The sequence below is a fragment of the Olleya sp. YS genome (genome assembly GCF_029760915.1).
Taxonomy (GTDB): domain Bacteria; phylum Bacteroidota; class Bacteroidia; order Flavobacteriales; family Flavobacteriaceae; genus Olleya.
In genome coordinates this window covers 660,605-684,331 of the sequence record NZ_CP121685.1, presented here as the reverse complement: position 1 = coordinate 684,331, position 23,727 = coordinate 660,605, and the positions used below count along the sequence as shown (strand labels likewise).

The following is a 23,727-nucleotide window of genomic DNA, read 5'->3' as shown; positions in this document are numbered from 1 at the left end:
TAAAATAGAACACATTTAAAATGGCAGCAGACGCACATAAATTAGAAATATTTAGAGGATTAATTAAGTTTAAATCTAACACTCAAAAAATTTGGGGAGTATTAATTCTATTATCTATCATAACAGCTATTGAAGTTGTTTTAGGTATCTACAAACCAGAATCGACAATGAAGTCATTTTTTGGTATGAAAATATTGAACTGGATTTTTATTATTCTTACCTTAGTTAAAGCCTACTACATTACATGGGATTTTATGCACATGCGTGATGAAACAGCAGGATTAAGACGTGCAGTAGTATGGACAGCAGTATTTTTAATTTGCTACTTAATCTTTATACTACTACAAGAAGGTGGATATGTATTTGATGTCTACAAAGACGGATTTATTAAAAGAGATTTCTAACATTGAATTAGACATAAAATATAGTTAAAAGGTGGTTTATTAAAGCCACCTTTTTTATTTTTGTAAAACCAAAAACGAAGGAGATATTATGGATAAAAAGAATGTAAAAAAAGGAGTAGTTTTAAGTGCTTTATTTTTCTTGCCTGTAATATTTTTATTGTTTTTATATCCATCTACCAATAATTACAATCCACTTGAAGTTGTAAAAGCAGAGGTATTGGATATTCAAAATTTAGCCTCAGCAACTACAGAGGTAAAACTAGCAGATCACATAACCGTTTTAGGTTTTTTAGGAAAAGACCCAGAATCAAAAATTGTAGAAACCTCTAATTTAAAAGAGTTAATCTATGATAAATTTCAAGGGTTTAAAAAGTTTCAGGTAGTCATGATGGTCTCAGAAGGTGCAGAAGAAGCGACAGATAGACTAAAAAAAGAGCTAACTAAATATGGCGAGCTTAAGTATTGGAAGTTTGTACTAGTTAATGATTCCGACACCAAAAAACTATTTAATAGTTTAAGAACAAGCGAAGTTCTAGATTTTAACTTAGCTACAAGTAAAGTCTTTATTGTTGATAAAGAGCTCAATCAACGAGGACGTTTGGACGACAGAACTAAAAAAGAAATAGAAAAAAAGATAGAGGCTTTCCCGCTAACAGCTTACAATTGTAAAGAAGTTTCAGAACTAAAAAATAAAATGGGAGCAGACGATTTGCGTGTGCTGTTTACAGAATATAGACAAAAGCGTAAGGGCGAATTTAACTCGACAACACGACGTGCAGACGACTTAAAAGGAGAGCAAACCAATTAACTAAATTGCAAATATAATGTCACACTAAGCCAAGTTTAAGTGTCTTTTAAAAAATATTATGAGCAAAAAACCAAATTATTCATACATAGGTATTTCGTTTATTATACTATTGTTTGGTATTATTTTTATTCCTAAGATAGTTAATCGAATCACCAATAAAGATATTAACCGTACAGACGAAAGCAGAAGTAAGGGAATTGTTGTAAACGACCAAAAGTCTAAGACAAATACATCTGATTTAGAATATCTAGTTATAAATGGCGAACGAAAAAAAGTACCTGAATTCAGTTTTACAGACCAAAACGGAAACACTATAACTAATAAAGATTATTTAGGTAAAGTATATGTAGTCGATTTCTTTTTTACAACTTGCCCAACCATTTGTCCAAGGATGAGTAGTAACTTAGTTACTATCCAAAATACGTTTAAAAACAATCCAGATTTTGGAATTGCTTCGTTTAGCATCATGCCAGATAATGACACACCAGAAGTGTTAAAAGAATATGCTGACAACTATGGTGTAACCAATCCTAATTGGCATCTAATGACTGGACCCAAAGAAGACATTTACAAATTATCAAACATTGGGTTTAACATCTTTGTAGATACAGAAAATTTTGAACATTCAGGTGACTTTGCTTTAGTGGATAAAGAAGGCTATTTACGTTCTAGAAAAGATGATTTTGGTAATCCAAAAATCTTTTATAAAGGTGTTGTCAGCGAACAAGAAAAAGTAGATGAAGATGGTATTGAGCAAGAAATAACCATGCTAAAAGAAGACATTGCAAAGCTATTAAATCAATAAATAATGCGTCATTCTGAACTTGTTTCAGGATCTCATAATAATTTAGAATGAACACAGAAAACCTACAAAACGAAAAGAAATATAATAAATGGATTGTTGCACTTTCCATAATTATACCATTAGCAGTAGCTGCTTTATTTGGAGTCAATCTTAAAAGATTAGGTTTTGACGTACAACCTTTAACTTTTTTACCTCCTATTTATGCTAGCATAAATGCATTGACAGCATTAGTATTACTTGTTGCAGTATGGTCTATTAAAAAAGGAAAAAGGAAACAGCATGAAAATTTAATGAAGTTAGCTATCGCTTTATCAGTGTCATTTTTATTAATGTACATTGCTTATCATATGACTAGCGATTCTACCAAATTTGGAGGAGAAGGTGCTATAAAATATGTGTATTATTTTATATTAATTACACATATTGTATTGTCAATAGCAGTTATTCCGTTTGTATTAATCACCTATGTCAGAGCTATCACTAATAATTTTGAGCGTCATAAAAAGATAGCTAAAATCACATTTCCGTTATGGCTATATGTAGCCATAACAGGTGTTGTTGTATATTTAATGATTTCGCCTTACTATGTGTAATTGTCGTTCAGAACGTAGCGAAGAATCTTATAAGTATGAAAACTAAAGTTTTTTTATTTCTATTTTTAATCTTATCATTTGTACAAGCAAATGCACAATGTGCTATGTGTCGTGCAGTTTTAGAAAACGAAGAAGGGCAAGCAGCAGCAAAAGGAATAAATGATGGAATCGTATATTTAATGTCTATTCCGTATATAATTGTCTTTGGTTTGGGTTTTTTTATATATTGGAAATACTTTAAGACTAGAAAAGGGTAGAAATACATTTGATTTTTCTTTTAACAAAATTTTTTAATAAAAATTGTAACAAATACTGTCCTTTGTAGTCTAATTGATATTGAGTTAATCATCAATCAAAAAAACCACCAATTATGCTCAAAATAAGTAAACTACACAAGTCTTACCCAATTGGCGATTCTAGTCTTCATGTATTAAAAGGGATTGATTTATCTGTCGAAGAAGGCGAAATGGTAGCCATCATGGGATCTTCTGGATCAGGAAAATCAACGTTACTTAATATTATTGGGATGTTAGACGAGGCTGATGAAGGTGAGTACATATTGGATGGTGTACCTATTAAAAACTTAACAGAGAAAAAAGCAGCCATCTATCGTAATAAATTTTTAGGATTTATTTTTCAATCCTTTAACCTTATTAATTACAAAAATGCATTAGATAACGTTGCTTTACCATTGTATTATCAAGGTTTAAAACGTAAAGATCGTATTGAGAAAGCCATGTTTCATTTAGGTAAAGTAGGCCTTAAAGATTGGGCAGACCATTTACCAAATGAGTTGTCTGGTGGACAAAAACAACGTGTGGCTATTGCACGTGCATTAGCTGCAAACCCAAAATTATTATTGGCAGATGAGCCAACAGGAGCTTTAGATACCACAACGTCTTATGAGATTATGGATTTTATCCAATCTTTAAATGATGAAGGTAAAACTATACTTATGGTAACACATGAAGAAGACATCGCAAATATGTGTAAACGTATTGTTAGATTAAAAGATGGTGTTATTATGGAAGATGTATTTGTAAATCAAGTTAGAGCCTCAGCACATGTTTGATAAAGACCTTTGGCGAGAAATATTTCAGAGTATTAATAAAAATAAAACCAGAACCTTACTGTCAGGTTTTACAGTGTCTTTTGCTATTTTATTATTTGCTTTGCTTTTTGGTATAACCAATGGTTTGCTTAACACTTTTGATTCTGCATTTGTAGATGATGCAAAAAATTCAATTTTTGTCTTTTCAGGTAGAACCTCTAAAGCTAGTAACGGATTGCAAGCAGGACGACAAATACAATTTGAAAACAAAGACCAAGAATGGATAGAAGAAGAATTTGGAGATAAAGTCCAGTACATTACTTCTAGAATCTATCTAAACGTAACAGCAATATATAAAAACGAAAAAAACAGCTACTCAGTAAGAGCTGTAAATCCAGATCATCAATTCTTAGAAAACACTAAAGTTACCTATGGTAGATATATTAATGAATCTGATATAAAAAATAAAACTAAAGTTGTTGTAATTGGTCGTTTAGTCGAAGAAGATTTATTTTTAAAAACCACTGCTATTGGAAAATATTTAAACCTTAACGGAATTCAATACAAGGTTGTTGGTACTTTCATTGATGATGGTGGAGATAATGAAGAGCGTATGATTTATATGCCAGTATCTACTGCGCAACAAATCTATGGTAATAACGATCATATCGATCAAATCAATTTAACGTATAATCCAGATATGGATTTTGACTCGGCAATAAGTTTTAGTAACGTATTAACAAAAAAACTTAAAGACCGTTTTATGGTCTCTCAAAACGATCAACGCGCTATTAGAGTACGTAATTTGGCAAACGAGTCTAAAGCAGTAGATCAAATGACTTTTGTTTTAGGTATTTTAGTACTTATTATAGGATTTGGAACTTTAATTGCAGGAATTGTTGGTATTAGCAATATTATGATATTTATTGTAAAAGAACGTACCAAAGAGATTGGTATTAGAAAAGCACTTGGAGCTTCTCCAAAATCTATTGTATTAATCATTTTAATGGAGTCCATTTTAATTACCATTATTGCAGGTTTTGTTGGACTATTACTTGGTATGGGAATATTAGAATTAGTAGGACCTAGCTTAGAACAATATTTTATTAAAGACCCTTACGTAAGTTTAAATTTAGTTATTGGAGCCACAATAACCTTAATTATAGCAGGCGGACTAGCAGGATATTTACCTGCAAAAAAAGCATCAAGAATTAAACCAATTGTAGCACTTAGAAACGATTAACTATGCGATTTTTACTAGAAAGAGATACGTGGCAAGAGGTTTTTGATAGCTTAGGGAAAAATAAACTCCGTACAGCACTCACCATGGTTGGTGTGTGGTGGGGAATTTTACTACTTATTGCATTATTAGGATCTGCTCGAGGTATAGAAAACTCGTTTAATAGACTGTTTGGTAGCTTTGCTACAAACAGTGTATTTGTATGGTCGCAAAGTACAAGCAAACCATTTAAAGGGTTTCAAGAAGGTCGTCAAGTACCACTTAAAATTAGTGATGCTAAAAAAATTGAAGAGAATGTAGAAGGTATCGAATTTGTTGTACCACGTAATCAAAGTTCTGCATTAGTTATTCATAATTTTTTATCAGGTAATTTTAGTGTTAATGGTGATTATCCATTGTTAGATCAGGTTCAAAAAAAGAAAATGATTAAAGGACGATTTATCAATCAAACAGACATTGACCTAAACCGAAAAGTCGTTGTTATTTCTGAGGAAATCTATAAGCAGCTCTTTGAAAAAGATGCCGAAATGATTGGCGAATACATTCAATTAAACGGAATGAATTTTAAAGTTGTTGGTATGTTTGAAACAGGTAATGCTAATATGGGACCGACAAGTGATATTCATATACCATTCACTACTTTTCAGCAAATCTATAATATGGGAGAAAATATTGGTTGGATGATGATTACTGGTAAGCCAGAATATGACATTTCTCAAATAGAGTTGGATGCTAAACTAATTTTAAGAAATTTAAATCAAGTACATCCTGAAGATAATCGTGCATTTGGTAGCTTTAATTTAGGTAAAGAGTTCGCAAAAATCACTGGATTTTTAACAGGAATGCAGTTTTTAACTTGGTTTGTTGGAATAGCCACTTTAATAGCTGGTGTATTTGCAATTGGTAACATTCTACTTATTACAGTAAGAGAACGTACCAAAGAAATAGGTGTACGAAGAGCCTTAGGTGCGACACCTTTTGAAATTAAAAGACAAGTTATCTTAGAGGCTGTGTTTATCACATTAATAGCTGGATTACTAGGGATTATTAGTGGTGGATTATTACTTATTTTTGTCGACACCTTTTTTGGGCAAGGTCCAGAAGCAGTTCTAGTTAATGCGTCTGTATCCATTTCTGTTGTATTTATAGCATTAATAATATTAGTTGTTTTAGGAACATTAATAGGTCTAATACCAGCGTTTAAAGCTACTAGCGTAAAGCCAATAGACGCGTTAAGAGAAGAATAAAAAATCAATCAAAATAAATTTAATAATCGTACAAGTAAAGTATAAACCACAACCAAATGAAAAAAATAATAAAAATAATTATCGTAGTTGTCTTAATTTTAGCACTAGTTTGGGTGTTAAAATATTTTAAAGATTCAAATGAAAAATCTGTTGAAGATTTTAAAACAGCTGAGCCTTTTTACACCTCAATTAATACAAAAACAGTAGCTACTGGGAAACTTAACCCAGAAGAAGAAGTAGAGTTAAAACCTCAAATCTCTGGTATTATAGATAAGATTTTAGTAGAAGAAGGTGATATCGTGAAAAAAGGTGACGTTATTGCTAAAATTAGAGTGGTGCCTAACGAGCAAAGCTTAGTTGGTGCTAGTGGGCAAATTTCTACAGCTAAATTATCTTATAACAATGCAAAGACATTATACGATAGGAATAAAAAACTATTTGATAAAGGTGTAATTTCAAGACAAGATTTTGAAAACAGTGAGTTGGCTTTAAATCAAGCCAAAGAGACATTAAACCAAGCTCAAAACAATTATCAAATTATAAAACGTGGATCACTATCTGGTGGTGGCTCTGCTAACACCAATATTGTGGCACTAATTCCTGGTACTATTTTAGAAATTCCTGTACGTGAAGGTGATCAAGTTATTGAAAGTAATAACTTTAATGCAGGAACAACCATTGCAACTATTGCTGATATGAGCAAAATGATTTTTGAAGGAAAAGTAGATGAAGCTGAAGTTGGTAAACTAGAAGAAGGAAAAGAGATAAAAGTCATTTTAGGAGCTATTAACGAAAAAGAATTCCCAGCAAAATTAACATTTGTTGCGCCTAAAGGTATGGAAGAAAATGGAGCAGTACAATTTACAATTAAAGCAGACGTAGATGTTGAACCATCAACAAAAATTAGAGCTGGTTACAGTGCAAATGCTGAAATTGAAATGGAAAGTAGAGATAGTACTTTAGTGATTAAAGAATCCTTACTACAGTTTAACAGAATTACAGAGAAACCATTTGTTGAAATCGAAAAAGAGGAAGGGAAATTTGAAAAGCAAAATGTAGAGCTAGGATTGTCTGATGGAATTAACGTAGAAATTACTGAAGGTGTTAAAGAAGGAGACAAAATTAAAGTTTGGAATAAAGCATCTAAAGAAGATAACGATGAAGACGACAATTAATATGAAACAGATTTTATGCACAATAATGCTGTTTGTAGTATGTTCTGCTTCAGCACAAGATAAAAAATGGACGTTGCAAGAGTGTGTTGCACATGCATTAGAAAATAATATTACTGTACTACAAGGTCAAAATACTTTAATGTCTAACGAGCAAGATGTTATCGCATCTAAAGGACAATTTTTACCTAGTGTAAACGCCAATTTAGGACATAGTTTATCTTTAGGAAACAGAGAATTATTCCCAGGTCAGTTTGTGGATAGAACAGATAATAGTACTAGCGTTAGTATAAGCGCTAATCAAACTGTATTTAATGGTTTCCGTTTAACAAACCTATATAAACAGTCTCAATTAAATTTGGAGACCAATCAGTTAGAGTTAAATAGAATTAAAGATGATATATCTTTAAACGTAGTAAACGCATATCTTAATGTATTATTTAATATCGAAAATTTAGATATAGCCAAAGCACAATACGAGTTTACCAAAAAACAGCTAAAGCAAGTAGAAGATTTAGTCGATGCAGGAGTACAACCTGCAGCAAATATATTTGATACAAAAGCAACGTTAAGTAGAGATTTACAAAGCGTAACTGTAGCTCAAAATAATTATGATTTAGCGTTGTTAACTTTATCTCAATTACTACAATTACCATATGAGGGATTTCAAATAGAAGTGATTGAAATTGATAGTCCTACTGCAGAGCTAATGTATGACAATGCTAAACCAATAGTAAATTATGCATTGGATAACAGATATGAAGTAAAGGTTGCAGAAAAAAATATTGAAAACGCAGAATTAAATACTGAAATATCTAAGAGTGGATTTTTACCAATAGTTTCTTTAAATTATGGGTTTGGATCTAATGTGTTTTTCACAAACTTATTTGATACTGAAGCATCATTCTTTGATCAATTAAATCAACAAAAGGGACATCGTTTTAGTGTCAATGTAAATATTCCTATTTTTTCTCAATTTCAAAATAAAACAAATGTTGCAAGATCTAAAATTCAAGAAGAAAATGCATCTTTAAACTTAGAGCAAACTAAACTCAATGTGGAGGCAAATGTACAGCGTGCATTTACCGATGCTAAAGCTGCATATTTGTCTTATGAAGCTGCTAAAGTTAGTTTAGAAGCTCAAGAAATTGCATTTCAAAATTCTCAAGAGCGTTATAATATTGGAGCAATGAATGCTTTCGATTTGGAGCAAACTAGGCTTAGGTTAGTAAACGCAGAATCCTCTTTGATTAATGCCAAGTATGATTTTATATTCAAAACTAAAGTTTTAGACTTTTATCTTGATAAACCAATAACTCAGTAAAATTGGCATTTATATTAAATATAGAAACAGCTACAACAAACTGCTCAGTCTCTCTTTCTAACAAAGGAGAGACTTTGGTTTTAAAAGAAGATTATGGTAATGGCTTTTCTCATGCAGAAAAACTACATGTTTATATTGAAGCTGTTTTAAAGGAGGCAAAAATAGAAGCTAATCAACTAGATGCAATTGCTGTTAGCAAAGGTCCAGGTTCTTACACAGGTTTACGCATTGGTGTATCTGCTGCAAAAGGCTTATGCTATGCGTTAAACAAACCTTTAATTGCAGTATCTACATTAGAAGCTTTAGCACATCAAGTACATATTGAAGAAGGGTTGATAATACCAATGTTAGATGCAAGACGTATGGAAGTATATTCTGCAATATTTGATGCTAACTATAAATCTGTTAGAGCAATCGAAGCGCAAATATTAGACGATAATTCTTTTAGTAACGAGTTAAAAGTAAATAAGGTCTATTTCATTGGTAACGGTGTAGAAAAAACAAAAACATTAATTAAAAGCACAAATGCTATTTTTGTTGAATCTAAGTTGCCATCAGCAAACCAAATGAGTGCATTGTCTTATGATAAATACAAGACAAACGACATGGAAGATGTCGCTTATTTTGAACCGTTTTATTTAAAAGATTTTGTTGGTACAAAAGCTAAATAAAATTATCCTTCTTTTTTATTTCTACTGCATGTGGATAAGGTATTTCTATACCTGCAGCATCTAAAGCGTCTTTAGTATTTTCTGTCGTCTCAAAATAAACAGCCCAATAATCTTCAGCTTTACACCAAGGTCTAACAGCAAAATTAACAGAGCTATCTGCTAACTCTATTACATTTACTGTTGGTGCTGGTTCTTGGAGTACTTTTGGGTTAGAGGTTAAGACTTTCATTAAGACGTCTTTAGTTTGTTTAATATCAGAATCATAACCAACGCCAAAAATTAAATCCACACGTCTAGTTCCTTCAGTGGTATAATTAATAATATTTCCATTAGATAAAGCTCCATTTGGAATAATGATTTCTCGGTTTGATAACCCAGTAATCTTAGTTGTAAATATCTGAATTTCTTTAACCACACCCATTTCACCTTGGGCTTCAATTAGGTCACCAATTTTAAAGGGTTTAAACAGCATAATTAAAACACCACCAGCAAAATTACCTAATGAGCCTTGTAAGGCTAGGCCAATAGCTAAACCTGCAGCTGCAATAATAGCAGCAAAAGATGTTGTTTCAACACCTAGAGTGCCTAAAACAACTATTATAAGAACAATTTTTAAAATCCAGTTTATTAAATTTAATAGAAATTTTTGAAGACTAACATCATAGTTTCTGGACAACATCAATCTTTTTAAGGCTCTTGATATTTGTTTAATTATAATACTACCTATAATCCATATTAAAATAGCTGCTAATAATTTAGGTCCAAATTCAAGCATAATCTCCACACCTCTATTAATCCATTGTTGTAAATCCATTTGAAATTATTTGTTGATACAAATATATACATATCTAATCAACTAATAATTTAGGGTAGGAAAAATTAAACCAGAGATGTTATATTAGATATACTAATATTGAAATCTTAAAACTTCTGTTTGGCTGTTCATATTTAACCTTTATTGGATTTGTATTTTTCAACGAGTTTTATGGTTAAATGAGCAGATTTATTAGGCGATATTTTAGTATAATTGTAAATTAATCCATTATTAAACCCTCTTATAAAAAAAGAAATGAAAAAATTTCTACTCACTATAGCATTTTTAGGATCATTAATTAATGTCTATTCTCAAGATATAAATATGCAAAACGGAACATTTAATCAATGTTCTGGAGTGTTTTACGATTCTGGAGGTAATGCAAATAATTATGCAGATGGAGAAAATTTTGTTGTAACAATTTGTCCAGACGGACCAGATCAATTTGTTCAATTACAATTCACTTTATTTAGTACCCAAATTGGTCTTGATGAATTAACGATTTATGATGGTGATGATACTACAGCAGCAGTAATTGGAGTATATTCTGGTGGTGGAGCTGCTAACAACCCTGGGACGGTTTCAGCCTCTTCAACAAGCTCAACAGGATGTTTAACCATCCAGTTTGTATCAGACGGAAGTGCAAATACATTAGGTTGGGCAGCAAATATATCTTGTCTTCAATCTTGTCAAACCATAACACCAAGTATAGATTCTACAGACCCAGCAGCTAATGCTGGAGTTGTTCAAATCCCTTTAGGTGGTAATGTAATCTTTAATGGTAGTGCTACTTTCGAAGATGATGGGACAGGTGCTGTCTACTCTTGGAACTTTGGCGATGCAACTACAGGTTCAGGTCAAACAGTAAATCACACCTACAATAATATTGGTACGTTTACAGCTACTTTAACTGTTACTGATACTAATCCAACAGGATGTTCAGAGTCTACCACGATTCAAATAGAAGTCTTGAGTCCATATATAGATGTAGATCAAACAACTTATACCGTCCCAGAATTGGTTGAGGATGTCTTGATTGACAGTCCGTGTGCAGCTGTATCCAATATTAATTGGAGTACAGGCTCAAATTTTGGTCAAGAAAATGGAATTGGATACTTTTCAGCAGTTCCTGGAGCTTTTCCTTTTGAAGCTGGTATTGTCCTAAATTCTGGAGATGCGATGGAAGCAGAGGGTCCAGAAACTGGTACACAAAGTAGTGGAGGTTGGCCTGGTGATGCAGATTTAGAAAATGCTATTCCCACCTTAAATTTAGGAGATTCAAATGATGCTTCTTTTATTGAATTCGATTTTGTGCCAATAGCTAATAGCATAAGTTTTGACTTTTTATTTGCTTCTGAAGAGTATGGTACATTTCAATGTAGTTTTACAGATGCTTTTGCTTTTTTGTTAACAGACCTAACAACAGGAACCGTAACAAATTTAGCAATAGTTCCTGGGACTACAGACGTAGTTTCTGTGTTTACGGTAAGAGATGATACTTACAACGCAAGTTGTGCATCAGTTAATCCACAGTTTTTTGATTCTTATTATGGCGCTACAGGTTTACCTGTTGCTAATGCTCCTATCAACTTTAGAGGGTACACTAGATCAATGACTGCATTTTCAAACGTAATACCTAATAATACTTATAATATAAAATTAGTAATTGCAGATGCATTTGATACAGCATATAATGCTGCAGTATTTTTAGGAGCAGGAACTTTTAATTTAGGTGGAGAATTAGGCGATGACATTACTATCGCGCAAGGAAACGCTATTTGTAGTGGAGGAATAATTCCATTGGATACCAATTTGCCTACTGCTACACATACATGGTATTTAGATGGAAATGTTATTCCTGGTGAAACAGGTTCTACTTTAGACGCTACCTCACCAGGTGTTTATAGTGTAGATGTTGTATTTTCTACTACCTGTCAGGCTACAGATTCTATTTTAATAGAATTTATTGCAGGTCCTATGGTAGAAAATACTATTGATGTTTTTGCATGCTTCAACTCAGCTGGACCTGAAATATTTGATTTAACCGTTAATGATACGGAAGTTATTGGTACCCAAAATGCAGCAGATGTAAATGTGAGTTATCATAATAGGTTAGACGATGCTCAAAATGATGTAAACCCTATTTTAGATCCTGCTAACTATGTAGGTTCTGGGACTTATCCAGAAGTTATTTATGTTAGAATAGAAGATGCTTTATCTGAAACTTGTTCAGATATCAGTCCTTTTAATTTAGATGTAATTATGTCAGTTATAAATCAAGCTCCTAATATTGAAGTTTGTGATGATGCATCCAATGATGGGTTTGAGTTATTTGATTTAGAATCTCAAACACTAACAATTTTAGGGACTCAATTACCATCAGAATACACTGTAACTTATCACAACTCATTTGCTGATGCAGATACAGATAACAACCCATTAATAAGTCCGTACAATGGTAGCAATAACGAATATATTTTTGTTAGAGTTGAAAGTACTATAGACCCAAGTTGTTATTCTGCTAACCAATTACCGCATGGTGGCTTTACGCTTATTGTAAATCCTAATGCTACAGCTAATCAGCCTATGGATATGATTGTTTGTGATGACATATCAAATGATGGATTTGAAATCTTTGATTTAACTAGTCAAGAAGCTACTATTTTAGGAGCTCAAGATCCGATGAACTTTACAGTCTCTTTTTATGAAAACATGGCAGATGTTGCTACTGAGACTAATCCAATCTTAAATCCTGGAGCATATCAAAATATGACATCTCCGCAGCAAACCATTTATGTTAGAGTAAACGACAATATTAATCCTACATGTTATGGTTCTACGCAGTTTAATTTGGTTGTAAATTCATTACCAACTGTAGTACCACCCACACCCTTAGAAGTTTGTGATGATGCTATTCCAGACGGATTCACATCTATAGACTTAAGCATAAAAAACAATGAGATTAGTGGAGGTAATCCAGCCTATGCAGTGACGTATTATCTAACGCAAATGGATGCAGATATGGAAGTTAATCCATTACCAATTCCCTACACAAATATTAGTAATCCACAAGTGATTTTTGTACGAGTTGAGGATGTTAATACAAGCTGTTACACAACTACAACCTTACAATTAGATGTCGAGCAAGCACCAGTAGCCTTTACACCAACCCCTTTAGAGTTTTGTGATCCAGACAGTGATGGTTTTGGCGTATTTACATTAAGTGATGCCGAAGCGGAAATCACAGGAGGCGCACCAGGCTTAACGGTTACTTATCACGAAACACCAAGTGATGCCCAAAACAACGTCAATGCACTAGCTAGTCCATACAATAATATTGTGGTAGACATGCAAACCATTTATGTACGCGTAGAAAGTTCAACAATAGCGACAGCTTGTGCTAGCTTTGTCGATTTAGTATTAATAGTAAACCCAACACCTCAGATTACAGACCCAAGCCCATTAGAAGTTTGTGATAACGATGCAGATGGTATAGCAATATTTGATTTAGAATTAAACAATGCAGAGATTTTAAACCAATTAGATACAGATGCGACTAACGATCTAGCAGCAGCAGACTATACCATCACGTTTTATGAGACTGCAGCCAATGCAGCAGTACCGCAAAACGCTATAGCCACACCTAATGCCTACACCAATACTACACCAGACATGCAAACCGTTTGGGTGCGTGTAGATGATAATACTAATGGGTGTTCTACCATAACCACTATGGATTTAATAGTCAATCCATTACCAGTATTAGTACAACCAGACCCATTAGAGTTATGCGATTACAATAATCCAGGAGATGAGGTAGAAGCTTTTAATTTAGAAGATGCTAATGCACAAATATTAAACGGACAAACGGGAATTACATTAACGTATTACGACACACAAGCAGGAGCAGACAATGCAATCGCAGCAAATCAGATTTTTAGCCCTTATACCAATACCATAGTTGCTCCAGCAACGTCAGCAAACCCACAAACAATTTATATACGTGCAGAAGATAATGTAACAGGCTGTGTTAGTACTATAACCTTAGATTTAAGAGTCAATCCTATCCCGTCACCAGTAGCCAATCCAACAGCACTAGTAGAATGTGATGACGATAACGATGGGTTTACCAGCTTTGATTTAGACAGTCAAACAGCAACCATATTAAATGGCGAGCCAGACGTTAGCATTAGCTACCACGAAACCCAAGCAGATGCGACCAATGACTTAAACCCATTAACCAGTCCATACACCAATATTGTAGCCAACAATCAAATGATATATGTTAGAGCAGAAAACGATCTAACAGGCTGTATTACCGTTGTTGTATTACCACTAGAAGTACAACCTTCACCAGTAGTACCAGTAGCTTTAGACGATTATATTGTGTGTGATGATAATAGTGATGGCTTCAATCAATTTGATTTTGATACGGTCATGACACCGCAAATCTTAGGAGCTCAAAACCCAGCAGATTTTACATTAACCTATCACACTACACAATTAAACGCAGAGAATGGTACCAGTCCAATTGTCAATACAGGCAACTATACCAATGCTACCAATCCACAAACTATTTATATCAGACTAGTTAGTAATACCAATGGATGTGTAAGTACAGGACAGTTTATTATACGTGTAGAGTTCCCACCAGTAATTGTGCAACCAACACCATTAGCCATTTGTGATGAGCTAGACGCTAACTATTATGAAAATAATGATGACATGGCAGTCTTTGATTTAACGGTTAAGAATGACGAAATCACCGCAGGAAACGTCAGTTGGATTGTTACCTATTACGAAACCCAAGCAGATGCACAAGCAGACACCAACGCTATAGTAGACCCAACCATGTATACCAATATGATGGTTAATGGCAATCCAGCCAATCCACAGACGGTATATGTTAGAGTTACAGATGAAGACACAGGATGCTTCAGTTTTACCACACTTACTATTCGTGTGTTACCAAACCCAACACCAACACCAAATCCAGATAATTTAGAGTTGTGTGATGATGTTAACGTCGTTGGTCCAAACGATTTAATAGAAATCTTTGATTTAACTACCAATGAAGTGGCAACCATTAATGGCGAAGCAGGAGTAAGCGCAAGCTACTATACAGATTTAAATGACGCCTTATCAGGAACCAATCAAATAGCAGATCCAACGATGCATACCAATGAGGATCCAGCCAATCCAGGCGTAGCCATCAATCCACAAACCATCTATGTACGTGTTACAAACGGGACAGATGCAACAGGAACAAGCGGAACAGGATGTTATACCATTGTTAGTTTTGATGTAATTGTCAATCCATTACCAGTAGTAAGTCCAATAGAAGATTATATCTATTGCGAACTATTTAACGATGGACAATACGGATTTGATTTAGAAAGTAAAACAGACGAGATATTAAATGGACAAGACCCAAGTATATTCACGGTAACCTACCATGAAACACAAGGTGAAGCAGACACAGCGATGAATGCATTAAGCAGTCCGTATACCAATACCAGTAACCCACAAACCATTTATGTAAATATTACCAATACGCTAACGGGTTGTGACACGACGACCAGCTTCAATATAGAAGTTCAAGAAGCCGCACAAGCCAATCCAGATATGGTACCAATCGTATATGAGATTTGTGATGATAATATGGAGACTGATGGAGATACGACTAACGACAGTGCTCAGTTTGATTTACTAACTCAAAACCCAGACGTGTTAGATGGACAAGATCCAGCCAACTACATTGTTAGCTACTATGCGACACAAGCAGATGCAGATGCAGGTACCAATCCAATACCATTCTTGTATGAAAATACGACCAACCCACAAGTCATTTATGTACGTGTGGATAACGACACGATGGTAGATGACGGTACAGGAACCGGAACCATGATAGACAGTTCTATTTGTTATGAAACTGCAGAAATCACCTTGCAAGTCAACCCATTACCAGAGTTTGATATAGACGATAGCTATTTGCTATGTATCAATACTAACGGAACAGAAGTGGTTAATCCACCAGTAATAGAAACAGGATTAAACACTACAGACTATACCTTTGAGTGGTTATTAGAAGGTGTTACCCTTGCAGGAGAAACCGGAAGTAGTTTAACACCAACACAAGGCGGAAACTATACTGTGATTGTTACAGATGTGACCACAAGTAGTGTTACGATGTGTCAAAACTCAGATACCACTATTGTAGAAGAAAGCGAACCACCAGTGGTAGACGCAGAGGTTACCACCGAAGCGTTTGCAGACGTCCATAATATATTAGTCACAGCCACAGGAAGCGGAGTCTCAGCTTACGAGTTTAGCTTAGATGATGGTGTATGGGAATTAGGTGTATTAAATACAGATGGCAGCTACACTTATACCTTTACAGATGTTGCAGGAGGCGATCATATAATAACGGTAAGAGACATCAATGGATGTGGAGAAACCAGTGTGCCAGTAACCGTAATGGACTACCCACACTTCTTTACACCAAATGATGATGGCTTTAATGACACTTGGAATATTTACGGAATCCAAAACCAGCCAGATGCAGTCATCTACATCTTTGACCGTTATGGTAAGTTGTTAAAGCAGTTAAGTCCAACCAGTCCAGGATGGGATGGAACCTTTAATGGTAACCCAATGCCAACCAGTGACTATTGGTTTACAATAGACTATAAAGAACCAAGTGATTTAACACAGCAAAAACAATTTAAAGCACACTTTACTTTAAAACGATAAGATTGCTTAAAAACATAAACATAAAAAAGCCTGAACATCTCGTTCAGGCTTTTTTAATACCATTAAGAACTAAAATTACTTTACTTCAAAAGTAAGTTTTAGATTTACTCTAAACTCAGTAACATCATCATCTTTAACAATAGCGCTTTGCTCTTGTACATATACAGAACGTATGTTATTTACACTCTTAGAGGCTTGTTTTACTGCTTTTTTTGTTGCGTCTTCCCAACTCTTATCAGAGTTAGATAAAACTTCAATTACTTTTAATACTGCCATAATATTGGTTTTTAATTAATGTTTCTTTTTCTAAAATTACGAATATTAAAGTAATAATTGAAGCATTCTAACTTCTAATACAGTATTAAAATAGATAAAGTGTCACTTTTAAAAGCTGAAATTAACCATTGATGGCTACAACAGAATTTACTTTACCCGCTAGCATTTCTTTCAGCATGTTTTCAATACCGTTTTTTAGTGTAAATGTTGAAGATGGACAACCACTACAAGCACCTTGTAAAATAACTTTTACAGTTTTAGAAGTTTCATCATAAGATTCAAATTGAATATTTCCACCATCACTCGCAACAGCTGGTTTGACGTATTCCTCTAAAATATTTACAATTTGTTTTGAGGTGTCATCAAGTGTTTCAAAATGAGCTTCAACTTTTTCTATTGATTTCTCAACAACTTCAGGAGCATTTGGAGATACAATCTCTTTACCATTTTCGATGTAAGTTCTAATAAATTCTCTTAATTCTAATGAAATATCATTCCATTCAGCAATATCATATTTAGTTATTGACACGTAATTTTCATCAAAAAAGATACTTTTTACAAATGGAAAATGAAATAAAGCAGTCGCCATTGGAGATGGTTTTGCGGTTTCAATAGACGTAAATTCATAGGAAGATGTAACCAATTTTTTGTTAGCTACAAACTTTAAAACGGAAGGGTTTGGTGTACTTTCTGTATAAACAGTAACAGCAATTTTATTGGATTTTGCAGTATCGTTTACAACAGAATTACCTTCGTTTAAATAAGATTCGATTTGCTCTGCAACTTCAGTTTTAACATCGTTCCATTCAACAATATTATAGCGTTCTATAGCAATAAAGTTACTAGAAATATAGACCTTTTTCACAAAAGGTAAATAAAATAATTGTTGAGCTAAAGGTGAATCTTTAGCCTCATCTATATTGTTGAACTCAAAACTTTGATGTTTGGTTATAAATTGATTGAGTTCAAATTTAATTATGCTTGGGTTGGAGGTCTCTTGTATGGAAACTTTGAAATTACTCATCTTACTATTTTTTTGCAAAAATACTAAAGAAAAGTATAGATATCTATTATATTTGAACATTATAAAAGCTTCAATTTTGATTTATTTTAGTTTTTCTGATAAAACATTTTTATCTTGGAAGCTTTAACTTTTAGGATTGAATTTATAAGTTGTAAATTTATATATTTGAAATTTGGTTATAATTTTTAACTAAAAAAAGAGTTATTAACCTGATAGCCTAGCTATTTTTAGACCAATCTACCTCGAAATAAGAGATTATGAGATTAAAGAACATATTTTTAATAGTAATTGTAGCCTTATTTAGTGCTCAATTTTCTAAAGCCCAAGAAGGATTACCTATTTATTCAGATTACTTATCGGATAATTTATATTTGATACATCCCTCTATGGCTGGTGCAGCAAACTGCGCCAAACTCAGAATTACTGGTAGGCAACAATGGTTTGGAGATGATAATGCCCCCAAACTAATAACTGCAAGTATTAATGGAAGGATAGGCGACTCACAATCTGGTATTGGAGCTATTGTATATAGTGATAAAAATGGGTACCACTCTCAAACAGGAGCTTACCTAACTTATGCGCATCACCTTATGTTTTCTAGAAGTGAAACAGATTTAAATCAATTATCTTTTGGTTTAAGTGCTGGTGCTATACAGTATAAATTAGATGAAACTAGTTTCTTGGCAGATGGATTTGACCCAATAATTGCTGGTATCGAACAATCTGCAACAAATTTTAATGTCGATTTAGGATTTTCTTACTTTCTGTATAATTTTTATGCACATGCTACGGTAAAAAACTTACTTAAAAATGATGGTATTAATTTTAATGAGCAAGGTTTAAGTTATGACAACTTAAGAACTTATTTATTGTCTGTTGGTAATACTTTTGGTAGTTACGGAAGTGATTGGAGCTTCGAGCCTTCTGCAATGTTCATGTATAGAGATGCTACTGAAGAAGCTTCTTTTGATATCAATTTGAAAGCTTATAAGACTGTTGATTTTGGTAAAATTTGGGGTGGATTGTCTTACAGACGATCTTTAGATGGAGCTGAGTTTGTTGATGGCGCAGGAGTAAGTAGTCAAAAATTACAATATATAACGCCAATACTGGGTGTAGAAGTTAATAACTTTGTATTTGCTTATACTTATAGTTACCAAGCTAATTCGGTGGTTTTTAATAATGGTGGATTTCATCAATTAACGTTAGGTTATAACTTTAATTGTGGTAGAGCAAGATATAGCTGTAACTGTCCAGCAGTTAACTAAACACAAAAAAAGATATAAAAAAAGCCTCGCAATCGCGAGGCTTTTTTTATGGGTTAAGTTATAATTTTTAATTATCTGTTTTTAACTCTTTGACATCTATGCTTCCGTCTGGAGAAATTACATAGTATTTGTGTTTAATTTCAGTTTTAACCTCTGGTTTTACTTCTTGCTCTTTAGGTTTTGGTGTAAAGTGTAATTTTATTTCCATACCTATTTGTACTACAGGTTCTAAAATAGATGGATTGACTACTATATCATAATTTTCGTAGGATAAAGGTTGATAGTAATAAGACGTTTGCTTTTTAGCTTCTGTCACACCTTTGTCTTGCTTTAAAGCTTGAAACGAGATACTATTATAAGCTTGATAATTTTGATAAAAATCTTTTGGGAAATAGCAATATTTTTGATCAGCCATTATAGAATTATAGTCTTTTAAATCAAAACCTAAAATAGAATAATACTCTTTTTTATCTGCGATAAGGGCTAATAATTTGGTTTGTAAATTTTTGTAGACTTCTGCTATGTTTTCAATAAAGTAATCCACTTTTACTAAATTGTAAATTTCATTTTTTGCACAAGCAGTTAAAATATTTTCAAACTGTTGTGTTTTGGTAAATTGGATATGGATATTCTGTTGTAATTCAAATCCTTTAGGGACTTCTGTATAGGTTTTGCTAAATAGTTTTTTAGTGACTTCAACTTCATAAACTGGAACAAACGAAATGACGTCAATTGCAATGTCTTTTTCAAAAATTCCGTATTGTGCTAATTCTCTTTTAATATTATTTATACGATTATTCATTAATAGGTTGGTTGAATCAGCTGTTTTGCCAATTTGTGAGACATTAAAAATAGCTGTGTAAGAATTGGCTTTTACATTTTGCAATGCTCTAACATCTATAATAATGGTGCTGCTTGGATTTAAATTAGGAGTCATATGTTTAGGTGAATGTCCATAAACTACTGCATTGCCTGTAGCAATATTTTGCCTAGAAATGCCTTCATTGTAATTGCCTTTATGTTGTGCTTGAGCACTAAATGAAAGTAAAAGTAATAGATAAGCGAATGTTGTGTATTTCATAATTATTTAAATTTTGTTTTGGTAAACCTAGAAGCATATTAATTAAAACAAAATTCAAAATGAGGGAACTCATTGTATAAATGAGTGAGGTTAGTTTACAAATGAGTAAAGCCTTCTTTTTACTCTCCTTTTAACTCTTAAACAGGAAAATCACATTTTATTAAATGATTTAAAGTGCGTAAGTTTATGTTTTAGAATTTTATTGATGAAACACCTACATTTAATTATTCCTCTTTTTTTATGTCTTATAGTACAGCAATCTTTGTACGCACAAGACCAATTAAATGATTCTAAAAGAGAAACATTTACCGTTAAAGGTTTGGTAAGAGAAAGTAATAATAACGATCCAATTTCAGATGTTAACATCCAAGTAAATGGTGGCTCTTACACAAGTACAAATATTGGTGGAGAATTTAGAATTGATGTCCAAATGGGTGACGAAATTATGATAAGTCATAAGGACTTTGAAACTATTTATTATAAAGTGAAATCTGATGATGATATTAGGGTTGAAGTAGAACCTGTTATTGATAGATCATACATTTATAAAAATAAAATAAAAGATAACAGTTTTGAAAGTGCAATAGATTCGGCAATATTCTATAAGAAAAAATCTGCTGAAAAAAGTATTCAATTTATTACAGAGAGCATTCCAAAAAGCACTTCAGTTAAACAAAACGCAGAAGCTTTTGAAGTGTTAGCAGATGTCTACATGCATTGGAAACAATTTGATTTAGCGGTAACCAATTATAGAATAAGTTTAAATAACGTAAAGTCTAACGACGTTAGTTTAAAACTGGCTAAAGCTTATTTTAATAATAAAAATTATCAAGAGAGTTTAGCTATTTACAACAGTTTAAAGCCAGAAAATTTATCTAACTGGCAACATGTATTGAGGCAAGAAGGGTTAGGTGATGTGTATGTTAAAACTAAGGACAATAAAAAGGCAACAACCGCATATAAAGACGGATTGAAAGTAGCGTCCGAAAACAACATACAGTCAAAAATAACGGACTTAAACTCTAAATTAGGTGAAGTGTATAATGAAGAAGGAGAAAAAGAAATGGCTGAAGACTTACTTGAAAACTCAGTAGTTTTAGCTGCTAAAGAAAATAAAACCAGAGAAGTAGAGCAGAAGGTTAAATTTGCAGATTTTCAGAATGTAAACCGCTCTTATGATGCGGAAATACAGACCAGAAAAGAAATTATTAAAGATATTGATGCAATAGAAAAAGATTCTATTATTGATAACGAAAGCGCAATAACCAAACAAAAGCAAAACTATAAAATTGGGAATGCTTATTTTCTTCAAAAAGATTACGAGGAAGCCATTCCGTATTTAGAAAAAAGTATTGCTGAAGCAGATAAACGTGAAGATTTAATAGTAAAAAAAGATGCTACAAAAAAAATATCTGATGTGTATTTGGAAGCAGGAAATATTGATAAAGCACGTTTGGCATTTGAAGAATACACAAAAACGGTTGATGAGTTATACATTAAAAAAGAGCAAGAAATAGCTCAAGCAGCCAGATTTAATAAGCGTATTGTAGAAAAACAAAACCGCATAAATACTTTAGAAACGGACAGAAAATTGACCTTGAGTCAAGTCGAGTTGTCTGATGAGAAAAACAAGCGCCAACAATTAATAATTTATTCCTTAATTGGAGGTTTACTTCTATTAGCATTAACCGCTTACTTAATGTATAAATATATTAAGCAACAAAAGTTAGCTAATAATTTATTGGCTTTAAAATCTTTGCGCAGTCAGATGAATCCGCATTTTATCTTCAACGCATTAAACTCGGTTAACAGTTTTATTGCCACTAATGATGAGCGAACAGCTAACAAATATCTATCAGATTTTTCTAAGCTAATGCGAGCAGTTTTAGAAAATTCTGAAGAAGATTTTATTCCGTTAGAAAAAGAAATTGAGCTTATTGAGTTGTATACAAAATTAGAGCATTTTAGATTTAAAGATAAATTTGACTATACCATTAAGGTTGATAATACTATAGATGTAGAAGCCTACAAAATTCCACCAATGTTACTGCAGCCATATATAGAAAATGCTGTATGGCATGGATTGCGCTACAAAGAAGAAAAAGGTGTATTAGCTATTTCAATCTCCAAAAAACGTATTGGAGAAATTGAAATTACAATTGCAGATAACGGAATAGGACGTAAAAAGTCAAAAAGTTTAAAGACCGAAAATCAACAAAAACATAACTCTAAAGGGTTAGGAAACATTAAAAAACGGGTGTCTATTTTAAACGAAATGTATAAGGATAAAGTAGATGTCTTTATTGATGATAATGGAAACCAAGGTGATGTTGGGACCAAGGTTGTGGTGACTTTGAAAAAAGATTAAGAGATTACAATTTTAGAGACAAAGTAAATAACTAAAAAATTTCTGCCTACGCAGGAAATTGATTATGAAACTAAATGCAATACTAGTAGAAGACGAAGAAAACAGTAGATTAATTTTAAAAAATTATCTAGCTAAATATTGTCCTAATGTTAACATTTTAGGAGAAGCTTCCAATATTAACGAAGGATTAGAGCTAATAAGAAACTTAGATTTAGATCTTGTATTTCTAGATGTAGAGATGCCTTATGGCAATGCATTTGATTTGTTAGACAAAGTAGGTGATCGTGATTTTGAGACTGTATTTGTTACTGCCTACAATAATTACGCAATGGATGCACTCAATGCACACGCTTCTTATTATTTAATGAAGCCTATTGATATTGACGAGCTTATCAAAGCTGTAGATTACGTCATGGAAATAAGAACTAAAGAAGATGCGTTACAAGATCAGGTGCTTATCCCAAAAACCAACAATGTAGAAGGTAAAATAACAATACCGCAACAAGATGGTTTTGAGGTTTTAAATACTAAGGATATATTGTATTGTAAAGCAGATGACAATTATACCGAGATTTATTTAAAAAATAACAAAAAGAAGTTAGTTAGTAAGACACTTAAATATTTTGAAGATGCTTTAACGCCTTCAGGATTTGCACGTGTACATAAAAGCTATCTTGTAAATGTTGGCGAAGTTGTTAAGTACATTAAAGGAAAAGGAGGAAGCGTAATATTAAGTAATGGTAAAGAAATTATGGTTTCAGCCTCCAAAAAATCTGATTTACTGTCTTATTTTAATTGATAGTTAACTTAATAAATTAATAAAAACCT

At 32.8% G+C, this 23,727-nt stretch carries 19 protein-coding genes; 15 read left to right on the top strand and 4 right to left on the bottom strand.

Translation table 11 applies throughout. The features are described from left to right. The first annotated feature begins 20 nt into the window (after nt 1–20). The 11 genes from Ollyesu_RS03265 to tsaB all read left to right on the top strand — a co-directional run bounded on the left by Ollyesu_RS03265 (nt 21) and on the right by tsaB (nt 9,315). Nucleotides 21–404 carry a cytochrome C oxidase subunit IV family protein gene (locus Ollyesu_RS03265; RefSeq protein WP_111658862.1) on the top strand — a complete coding sequence of 128 codons (384 nt, stop codon included), beginning with the start codon at nt 21–23 and terminating at the stop codon, nt 402–404. An 88-nt stretch (nt 405–492) separates the two neighbouring features. Next, complete coding sequence (locus tag Ollyesu_RS03260; RefSeq protein WP_279302367.1) at nt 493–1,212, top strand: hypothetical protein; 720 nt, start codon at nt 493–495, stop codon at nt 1,210–1,212. Nucleotides 1,213–1,270: 58 nt separating this feature from the next. Continuing rightward, nucleotides 1,271–2,017: an SCO family protein gene (locus Ollyesu_RS03255; protein WP_279302366.1), complete on the top strand. Its 747-nt coding sequence runs from the start codon at nt 1,271–1,273 to the stop codon at nt 2,015–2,017. A gap of 47 nt (nt 2,018–2,064) precedes the next feature. Then, complete coding sequence (locus Ollyesu_RS03250; RefSeq protein ID WP_279302365.1) at nt 2,065–2,610, top strand: DUF420 domain-containing protein; 546 nt, start codon at nt 2,065–2,067, stop codon at nt 2,608–2,610. A gap of 35 nt (nt 2,611–2,645) precedes the next feature. Beyond that, a complete protein-coding gene (locus Ollyesu_RS03245) occupies nt 2,646–2,867 on the top strand; it encodes a hypothetical protein (RefSeq protein WP_279302364.1) in 222 nt (73 codons plus the stop codon). A gap of 113 nt (nt 2,868–2,980) precedes the next feature. Beyond that, nucleotides 2,981–3,682, top strand: a complete 702-nt coding sequence (locus Ollyesu_RS03240; protein WP_279302363.1) for an ABC transporter ATP-binding protein — start codon at nt 2,981–2,983, stop codon at nt 3,680–3,682. Beyond that, on the top strand, nt 3,675–4,904 hold the full coding sequence (locus tag Ollyesu_RS03235; protein ID WP_279302362.1) for an ABC transporter permease: 1,230 nt from the start codon (nt 3,675–3,677) through the stop codon (nt 4,902–4,904). The genes Ollyesu_RS03240 and Ollyesu_RS03235 overlap by 8 nt, the downstream gene beginning before the upstream one ends. 2 nt (nt 4,905–4,906) lie before the next feature. Next, complete coding sequence (locus tag Ollyesu_RS03230; protein ID WP_279302361.1) at nt 4,907–6,148, top strand: ABC transporter permease; 1,242 nt, start codon at nt 4,907–4,909, stop codon at nt 6,146–6,148. A gap of 56 nt (nt 6,149–6,204) precedes the next feature. After that, a complete protein-coding gene (locus Ollyesu_RS03225; RefSeq protein WP_279302360.1) occupies nt 6,205–7,323 on the top strand; it encodes an efflux RND transporter periplasmic adaptor subunit in 1,119 nt (372 codons plus the stop codon). Then, nucleotides 7,307–8,644 (top strand): TolC family protein, encoded by a 1,338-nt coding sequence (locus tag Ollyesu_RS03220; protein WP_279302359.1) that lies wholly within the window; start codon nt 7,307–7,309, stop codon nt 8,642–8,644. The genes Ollyesu_RS03225 and Ollyesu_RS03220 overlap by 17 nt, the downstream gene beginning before the upstream one ends. A 2-nt stretch (nt 8,645–8,646) precedes the next feature. Then, nucleotides 8,647–9,315, top strand: a complete 669-nt coding sequence (gene tsaB / locus Ollyesu_RS03215) for a tRNA (adenosine(37)-N6)-threonylcarbamoyltransferase complex dimerization subunit type 1 TsaB (protein WP_279302358.1) — start codon at nt 8,647–8,649, stop codon at nt 9,313–9,315. Here tsaB and Ollyesu_RS03210 read toward each other — a convergent pair. Next, a complete protein-coding gene (locus Ollyesu_RS03210) occupies nt 9,308–10,129 on the bottom strand; it encodes a mechanosensitive ion channel domain-containing protein (RefSeq protein WP_279302357.1) in 822 nt (273 codons plus the stop codon). The two genes, tsaB and Ollyesu_RS03210, sit on opposite strands and share 8 nt — an antisense overlap. 255 nt (nt 10,130–10,384) lie before the next feature. On the opposite strand from Ollyesu_RS03210, the gene Ollyesu_RS03205 reads away from it, so the two are divergent. Continuing rightward, nucleotides 10,385–16,882 carry a choice-of-anchor L domain-containing protein gene (locus tag Ollyesu_RS03205; protein WP_279302356.1) on the top strand — a complete coding sequence of 2,166 codons (6,498 nt, stop codon included), beginning with the start codon at nt 10,385–10,387 and terminating at the stop codon, nt 16,880–16,882. 75 nt (nt 16,883–16,957) lie between these two features. On the opposite strand, the gene Ollyesu_RS03200 is transcribed toward Ollyesu_RS03205, so the two are convergent. Beyond that, nucleotides 16,958–17,158 (bottom strand): dodecin family protein, encoded by a 201-nt coding sequence (locus Ollyesu_RS03200; protein WP_279302355.1) that lies wholly within the window; start codon nt 17,156–17,158, stop codon nt 16,958–16,960. Between the two features lie 121 nt (nt 17,159–17,279). Further along, nucleotides 17,280–18,182, bottom strand: coding sequence for a NifU family protein (locus Ollyesu_RS03195; RefSeq protein ID WP_279302354.1), 903 nt, complete (start codon nt 18,180–18,182; stop codon nt 17,280–17,282). Between the two features lie 257 nt (nt 18,183–18,439). On the opposite strand from Ollyesu_RS03195, the gene Ollyesu_RS03190 reads away from it, so the two are divergent. Next, nucleotides 18,440–19,450 carry a type IX secretion system membrane protein PorP/SprF gene (locus Ollyesu_RS03190; protein WP_279302353.1) on the top strand — a complete coding sequence of 337 codons (1,011 nt, stop codon included), beginning with the start codon at nt 18,440–18,442 and terminating at the stop codon, nt 19,448–19,450. Nucleotides 19,451–19,517: 67 nt separating this feature from the next. On the opposite strand, the gene Ollyesu_RS03185 is transcribed toward Ollyesu_RS03190, so the two are convergent. Next, nucleotides 19,518–20,531: an SIMPL domain-containing protein gene (locus Ollyesu_RS03185; protein WP_279302352.1), complete on the bottom strand. Its 1,014-nt coding sequence runs from the start codon at nt 20,529–20,531 to the stop codon at nt 19,518–19,520. Between the two features lie 205 nt (nt 20,532–20,736). On the opposite strand from Ollyesu_RS03185, the gene Ollyesu_RS03180 reads away from it, so the two are divergent. Beyond that, complete coding sequence (locus Ollyesu_RS03180) at nt 20,737–22,899, top strand: histidine kinase (protein ID WP_279302351.1); 2,163 nt, start codon at nt 20,737–20,739, stop codon at nt 22,897–22,899. 64 nt (nt 22,900–22,963) lie between these two features. Further along, nucleotides 22,964–23,698 (top strand): LytTR family DNA-binding domain-containing protein, encoded by a 735-nt coding sequence (locus Ollyesu_RS03175; protein ID WP_279302350.1) that lies wholly within the window; start codon nt 22,964–22,966, stop codon nt 23,696–23,698. The last annotated feature ends 29 nt before the right edge of the window (nt 23,699–23,727 follow it).